This is a genomic window from uncultured Campylobacter sp. (assembly GCF_937997595.1).
Lineage (GTDB): Bacteria > Campylobacterota > Campylobacteria > Campylobacterales > Campylobacteraceae > Campylobacter_B.
The window spans coordinates 1-5986 of record NZ_CALKTS010000157.1 but is presented as its reverse complement, the minus strand read 5'-3'; the positions used below and the strand labels follow the sequence as shown (position 1 = coordinate 5986).

The 5986-nt window shown below is 47.1% G+C and carries 6 protein-coding genes; 2 read left to right on the top strand and 4 right to left on the bottom strand.

Going from position 1 to position 5986, the window contains the following annotated elements; all coding sequences use genetic code 11:
* Window positions 1–428: 428 nt before the first annotated feature.
* Genes Q0614_RS05710 through Q0614_RS05695 form a run of 4 tightly spaced genes read right to left on the bottom strand, consistent with a single transcriptional unit; the run spans window position 429 to window position 3639 of the window.
* Window positions 429–638: a hypothetical protein gene (locus tag Q0614_RS05710; protein ID WP_298787167.1), complete on the bottom strand. Its 210-nt coding sequence runs from the start codon at window positions 636–638 to the stop codon at window positions 429–431.
* A complete protein-coding gene (locus Q0614_RS05705; RefSeq protein ID WP_298787165.1) occupies window positions 635–1129 on the bottom strand; it encodes a hypothetical protein in 495 nt (164 codons plus the stop codon). The genes Q0614_RS05710 and Q0614_RS05705 overlap by 4 nt, the downstream gene beginning before the upstream one ends.
* A 2-nt stretch (window positions 1130–1131) precedes the next feature.
* Entirely contained in the window at window positions 1132–3300 is a 2169-nt protein-coding gene (locus tag Q0614_RS05700) for a molybdopterin-dependent oxidoreductase (RefSeq protein ID WP_298787169.1), read from the bottom strand.
* A 6-nt stretch (window positions 3301–3306) separates the two neighbouring features.
* On the bottom strand, window positions 3307–3639 hold the full coding sequence (locus Q0614_RS05695; RefSeq protein WP_298787162.1) for a twin-arginine translocation signal domain-containing protein: 333 nt from the start codon (window positions 3637–3639) through the stop codon (window positions 3307–3309).
* 510 nt (window positions 3640–4149) lie between these two features.
* Here Q0614_RS05695 and Q0614_RS05690 point away from each other — a divergent pair.
* A complete protein-coding gene (locus tag Q0614_RS05690; RefSeq protein ID WP_298787160.1) occupies window positions 4150–5049 on the top strand; it encodes a tetratricopeptide repeat protein in 900 nt (299 codons plus the stop codon).
* 30 nt (window positions 5050–5079) lie between these two features.
* Window positions 5080–5649, top strand: coding sequence for a hypothetical protein (locus Q0614_RS05685; RefSeq protein WP_298787159.1), 570 nt, complete (start codon window positions 5080–5082; stop codon window positions 5647–5649).
* The last annotated feature ends 337 nt before the right edge of the window (window positions 5650–5986 follow it).

The following is a 5986-nucleotide window of genomic DNA, read 5'->3' as shown; positions in this document are numbered from 1 at the left end:
ATGGTTTTCGGTATAGAATTTACACGATGGATTTATGGCACGAATTTTATTTGAAATTTCGCTTTAGAAATCTAAAATTTTCGAGGTCAAATTCCATCTGCGGCAAAAAACTACCGCGTGAAATTTTACAGTAGATCTTGTGGAGAGATTCCGTTATTTTATCTCACAGCGGTAGAGTTTTACCGCGCGAAATCAAGCAGAGCTCCGTGCATAATTCCGTAGGCGAAATTTAGACCGTGGCGAATGAACTTACTCGCACAAAAGAGCGCTAGCGCAAAATTTCATAGCCGAAATTTCGTGGGCAGAGCTTTACTTTTTAAATTTAAAAACTAAATTCCGCTTCGAGTATTAAAATTCTAAGTTTACTTAGCGGGCGAGATTTAGGCGATAAATTCCACCCGCTGCGTAAATAGCAAGCGCTTTAAATTTCATTCCACAGGCGCTTTGCTTTGCAAAAATCGCACGAGCGTCTCGTATTCGTCGGGCTGCAGCCCCGAGTTTTGTATCATCGTCTCTACCACGCTGGGCCAGACATTGACGTTAAACTCGTCGTATCCGTGCAGCGCGTGACAGCTGCCGCAGCGCTCCTTGAATAGATTTTCGCCCGCGTCGTAAATTTTAGCCGCGTCGTCCGTCACGGCAAGCTTTGCGACGTAGCCGTCGATAGTGACGTTCGCCCATCGTTATCGTAGTCGTCCTTCACGGTCTTTAGCGTCTTTAGGCTCTTTGCGTTTTGCGCTTGCAAATCCTGCTCCAAAATCCCAAGCCTCGCGTAGCTTACGTTGCTTCCCTCGGGCACGAAGCCCGCGTATCGCACCTGCACGTAGTCCTTGCCGTCCTTTAGCACTTGCAGCTTCGCGCCTACGTGCAGCTTGGCGATCTCCTTGCCGCCCGCTTTGTTTAGAAGCGGGGTTTGAGCCGCGACGAAAAGATCCGTCGCGCCCAAATGGCAAGCTGCTGCGAGTAAAAACGCCGCTAGCGCTTTGGATAAAATTTTACCTCGCTCACTCGCGTAAATTTTATCCGTTTCGCATGAAATTCTATCTGCGCCCGGCGGTGAAATTCTGGCTGAGCGAGGCGATGAAATTTGACCCCGTTCGCTCGCGCAAATTTTAAAATTTTGTCTCATCGCTAGCTCCTTTTGCCGAATTTCGGCTGTGAAAATACCGCAAGCGGCGGAAGCTCGCCTTCAAATTTCTCGATCTGCACCAGTGCGGTGGCTTGGTTGCCGCACGCAAGCTTCGAGCTAGGCTCGTTGGGCACCAGCACGTTTGCGTTGCCGTGAACGCACATATCGCCGCTAGAGCTAAAGAGCGGATCCCACCAGCCGCCTTCTTGCATCCGCACGACGCTTTGCTTTACGTTTTCGGTGACGATGAGCCCTGCAAGCGCGGCGCCGCGATCATTGAAAACCCTAACTACGTCGCCGTTTTTAAGCCCTCTTGCTTCGGCATCTTTTGGGTGCATCCACACGGGCTCGCGACCGTCAATTTCTTCTAAGCTTCGTAGCCAAGTGTTGTTTAGCTGCCCGTGCAGGCGGTATTTCGGATGCGGGGTTATTAAATTTAGCGGATACTTTTGCGTCTTTTGCGCGTTCCCCAGCCACTCCATCGGCTCCATCCATGTGGGATGGCTTGGGCAGTCGTCCAGCGCCGCTTTAGCGATCTTTTTCGAGACGACCTCGATCTTTCCAGACGGCGTTCCGAGGCGATTTATGATAGGATTTTTTCTAAATTCCTCCATCGCTACGTATTCGTAGGCGTGCTTTGGAATTTCAAATTTCACGAAGCCCTTTTTCCAAAACTCCTCAAATTCCGGCATCTTTATCTTCGATGCGTCCGCTTTTTTCTTAGAAGCGTCGTAAAACTGCTTGATCCACTCCATCTCGCTCTTGCCCTCGCTAAACGCCATATACTCTTTCTCGCCGAACTGCTTTAGAATTTCGCAGTAAATTTTATAGTCGTTTTGCGCCTGCTCGTAAGGCTCGGCGATCTTATGCATAGCGATGATAAATTTATTCGTATGCGACTTGGTTATGTCGTCGCGCTCCTGCTCGGTAGTGGCTGGCAGAACGATATCCGCCATGCGCGCGCTCGCCGTCCAGAAGCACTCTTGGACTATGAAGGTATCGAGCTTTTCAAACGTGCGCGCGAGCAAATTCGTATCGGGGTGGTGCAGATATGGGTTACCGCCCGCCCAGTAGGCAAGCTTGATGTCGGGATAAGTTATCTTTTTGCAGTTAAAATCTATCTCCTTGCCGGGGTTATTGATACAATCGACGATACGCGAGACGGGGATTGCGATGTTGTCGCGGTTTTTCCACTCGCCCTCGCTGGCAGGCACGATACTCATGCTGCCTAAGCCCGGGAAAGCCGAGGAAGTAGTCGCCGCGCCGCTTGTGAGGCTTAGCGCACTTCCTACCGGAGCTGCGGGGCTAGGGCAGCCGCCGTCGCTGTAATGATAGCCAAAGCCGTATCCGCCGCCCGCAAGCCCGATCTGTCCCACGAAAGCGGCAAGCACCGTCGCCATCCAGTGAAACTGCTCGCCGTGGTGAGCGCGCTGCGGACCCCAGCCGCACATTATCATAGTGCGTTTGCTGCCTAAAATTTTAGCCAAGCCTTTGATCTCATCCTCGCTCACGCCGCAAATTTTAGACGCCCACGCCGCGTCTTTTTTGAGCCCATCTTCGCTTTCGCCTCTAAGATAGGCTTTAAATTCCTCCGCGCCGTGAGTGTATTTTTTAAGAAATTTTTCATCCGCAAGCCCTTGCGCCATCATCTCATAACATATCGCCATCATCATCGCAACGTCGGTGGTAGGGTTGATCGAAATGTGCTCAGAGCCTAAAAATTTAGCGGTGTTATTATAGACCGGATCGATCGTGATCACCTTTACGCCGCGCTTTTGCATCTGCTCTTTTAGCTTTGCGAAATACAAATAGCTCTCGTGATCGGGCACGGCCCATGCGATCTGATTGGTATTGATCGGATCGGCACCCCAGATAAGCACCGCTTCGCTATGCTTTAGGATCGTAGGCCATGCGGTTTGCAAGGCGCTGCTTTCGTCTGTTCCACTGACATAAGGTGTGATCGCGCGGATCGCGTGAGTTGAATACGTGAGAGTGCGAGTAGTGTAGCCGCCGATGATATTTAGCATACGACCGAGTAGGGTTTGTGGGTTATTTACGCTGCCGACGCTGTACCAACCGTAGCTGCCGCCGTAAATCGAACTCGCGCCGTGGTCTTTAAGTACGCGCTTTAGCTCGTCAGCTACGAGTTTATACGCCTCATCCCAGCTAATCTCGATTCACTCGTCCTTGCCGCGCATGCTTTTGTCGCTCTGCCAGCCTTTTTCTAGATAGCCTTTTCGCACGCATGGTCGCGCGATGCGCGTAGCATCGTATGTGCGTGCTGCGATTCCCTGAGTAAGACTGACCGGGAAAAAATCTAGCTCGCTTGCGCTTAAAACGCCTTCAAATTTACCGTTTCGCCTAAGAGCCCTAACCGCGCCGAAATGCGAGGCGGTGATCGGCGCATCCTCGCTATTCATCAGATCGTCGCTGATGACGCTAGTGGCGTTCGCACTCGCCGCACCTGCCGCACTCGCGGCAACGCCTTTTAAAAATTCGCGTCTTTTCATTTTCTCTCCTTTAATGTGAAATGAATGAAAGATTTATGGAATTTTAGCATTAAAAATTGCGAATTTTTCGGCCTTAAAACGAAATTACAAGTTATAGAGCGAAATTTTATTTTTCTATTTTTAAAAGAGAGCTTAAATTTCGTGGCTTATAGAAGCTAAATTATAAATTAAGTTTTTAAAATAATTTTACTTTAAAAATTAGCTTTTTAAATTTCGCACATCGACTCTTAAAAAATTTTAGAATTTTTGAGTATATCAAGAGCTCGTCGGTATTAGGCGCTATAAAATTTCATAGCACCAGTAAGTCATAGATTGAAAATTAGATATTGATGCGACTACCGTACGCAGGCTGTAAAGCGTAACAATCGTATATTTTTGCGCTTATTAAGGAGGAGGTATACTTTCGGCTAAATTTTTAAAAACAAATAGAGCAATAAAATTTAATGCCATTAAATGACATTATCTGGCAACGAAAAATGAAATAATACGAAAAATTTTAAGGAGGAAGAAATGAAAAAAATCATTTTAGCTTTAGCTTTTTTAAGCTCATTTGTGTTTGCCGAAGAGGCGAAAGAACCGACGCCTGAGGAGGTAATAAGCGAAATGGAAAAGGCTTGCGAAAGCGGCAAGGGTTTTGCGAATGAAAATGTAACCGTGAAGTATGAGGAGGTGTGCGGCTACCTCGGCGGGGTATATGAAAATATCCCTGAATTAGGCGATCTCGGCGTAAAGCAAGATTTAAAAAAAGCCTTTAAATTTTATAAAAAAGCGTGCGACGGCGGCCATGCTCTTAGTTGTTTCGGATTAGGAGGATTTTATCATGAAGGGAAAGCGGTAGCAAAAGACGATAAAAAGGCTATTGAGTTCTTTGAAAGGGCATGCGATACGGGTTATGAAAGCGGCTGCACTATGGCGGCTACTATGAGCGGCAATGACGCGGATTTAGCAAAGGCATCCGCGCAACACAAGAAAGATTGCGATAGCAAGGACGATATATTTGCTTGCGGGTTATTTGCCGTGTTTATGGAGGGAAAGGATAATAATGAAGCGGCGAAATACTATAAAAAGGCCTGCGAGCTTGGTAAAAACAGCTCGGATCCCGCATTGCAAAATAACCCCGCATTTAACGATGGGATAAAGCAATTTTGCAGCAGACCTGCTGAGCTTGAAGCGCAAAATTTAAGAGCTGTGCAGGACGTAATTAAAGCGAAAATCGCCGAAGAGTATAGAATATCTTGCGATTCTGAGGGGAACTGGGTATCTTGCGCGATATACGCCTCTAATATAGAGAGCGACGATCAAAGAGTGGCGATGAGATACTACGACAAGGCGTGCAAATTGGGCAAAAAAATCATAAGTGTCGATTCTAACAAGATACTGCAAAAATCTTGCGAAAAAGCTGCCCGCTGAGGTGATTTTAAATTTATATGAGGAGTTGTAATGAAAAAGATGATTTTAGCTTTAGTGCTGTTGGGCTATGCGGCGTTCGGCGGTTTGGGAACTAAAATAGATGAAATCGTCTGCGAAGCAGGACGCACTGACTCCTGTGTCTCTGCTGCCGCATCGTATCTGAAAGAAGCCGAGCGATCAGATAATCTGACGCCTGAGATTGATCTAGGCAAGGCTGCAGAATTTCTTGGCAAAGCTTGCGCAGGCAAGCATAAAGCAAGTTGCTTGCAGCTTGGTATGATGTATCAAGAGGGAAAGGGCACCAAACAAGATATGGCGCAAGCCGCGCAGCTTTATAAAAAGGGATGCGATGGCATAGGCGGAGAATGGGCGGCTTGCGGATTGTATGCAGAGTATCAAATCGGCATAGAAGAAATGCAGGAGGCAGCACTCTATTACGAAAAAGCCTGCAGACTCGGCGACTGGGCGCGTCTTGGTACGACGGACGAAAAAGTAGGAGATATCGTAAATCATTTATGTGAAGCGTCCGAATCGCTAAAATCGTTCCGACCTAAAGAGTCTGCGGCGCAAAGGCTTCTACGCGATGCCGCACGACCTTAATTATGTGGCAAAGCTATAAAGTGAGTGCTTTTGCTAGGCGTAGTTTTCACAATATATCACTAGTCACCGCTTGCATAATCGTGAGTATTTTGGAATTTAACGGCGCAAATTTAAAGCCGCTTGATTAACTTCTGCGAAGCATTTAGTGAGATTATGAAATTTTAAAATTTAAAACAAGAAGGAATGTATACTCGTGAAATTTAAATATGAGCGTCGGCGCAAAATAGCCGCGGAGCGGATCGCTAGCTTCGTTAAAAGCGGCGTATAAAGGGTAAATTTAAAATCGAAGCTTTGCCGAATTTTAAATTTACCCGATTTGCCTCGCTATAAAATTTAT

What these genes read in the sequence shown, in the direction of transcription:
- Q0614_RS05705 (WP_298787165.1), bottom strand. Translation starts at nt 1,129, where the DNA reads ATGAGACAAAATTTTAAAATTTGCGCGAGCGAACGGGGTCAAATTTCA.
- Q0614_RS05695 (WP_298787162.1), bottom strand. Translation starts at nt 3,639, where the DNA reads ATGAAAAGACGCGAATTTTTAAAAGGCGTTGCCGCGAGTGCGGCAGGT.
- Q0614_RS05690 (WP_298787160.1), top strand. Translation starts at nt 4,150, where the DNA reads ATGAAAAAAATCATTTTAGCTTTAGCTTTTTTAAGCTCATTTGTGTTT.
- Q0614_RS05685 (WP_298787159.1), top strand. Translation starts at nt 5,080, where the DNA reads ATGAAAAAGATGATTTTAGCTTTAGTGCTGTTGGGCTATGCGGCGTTC.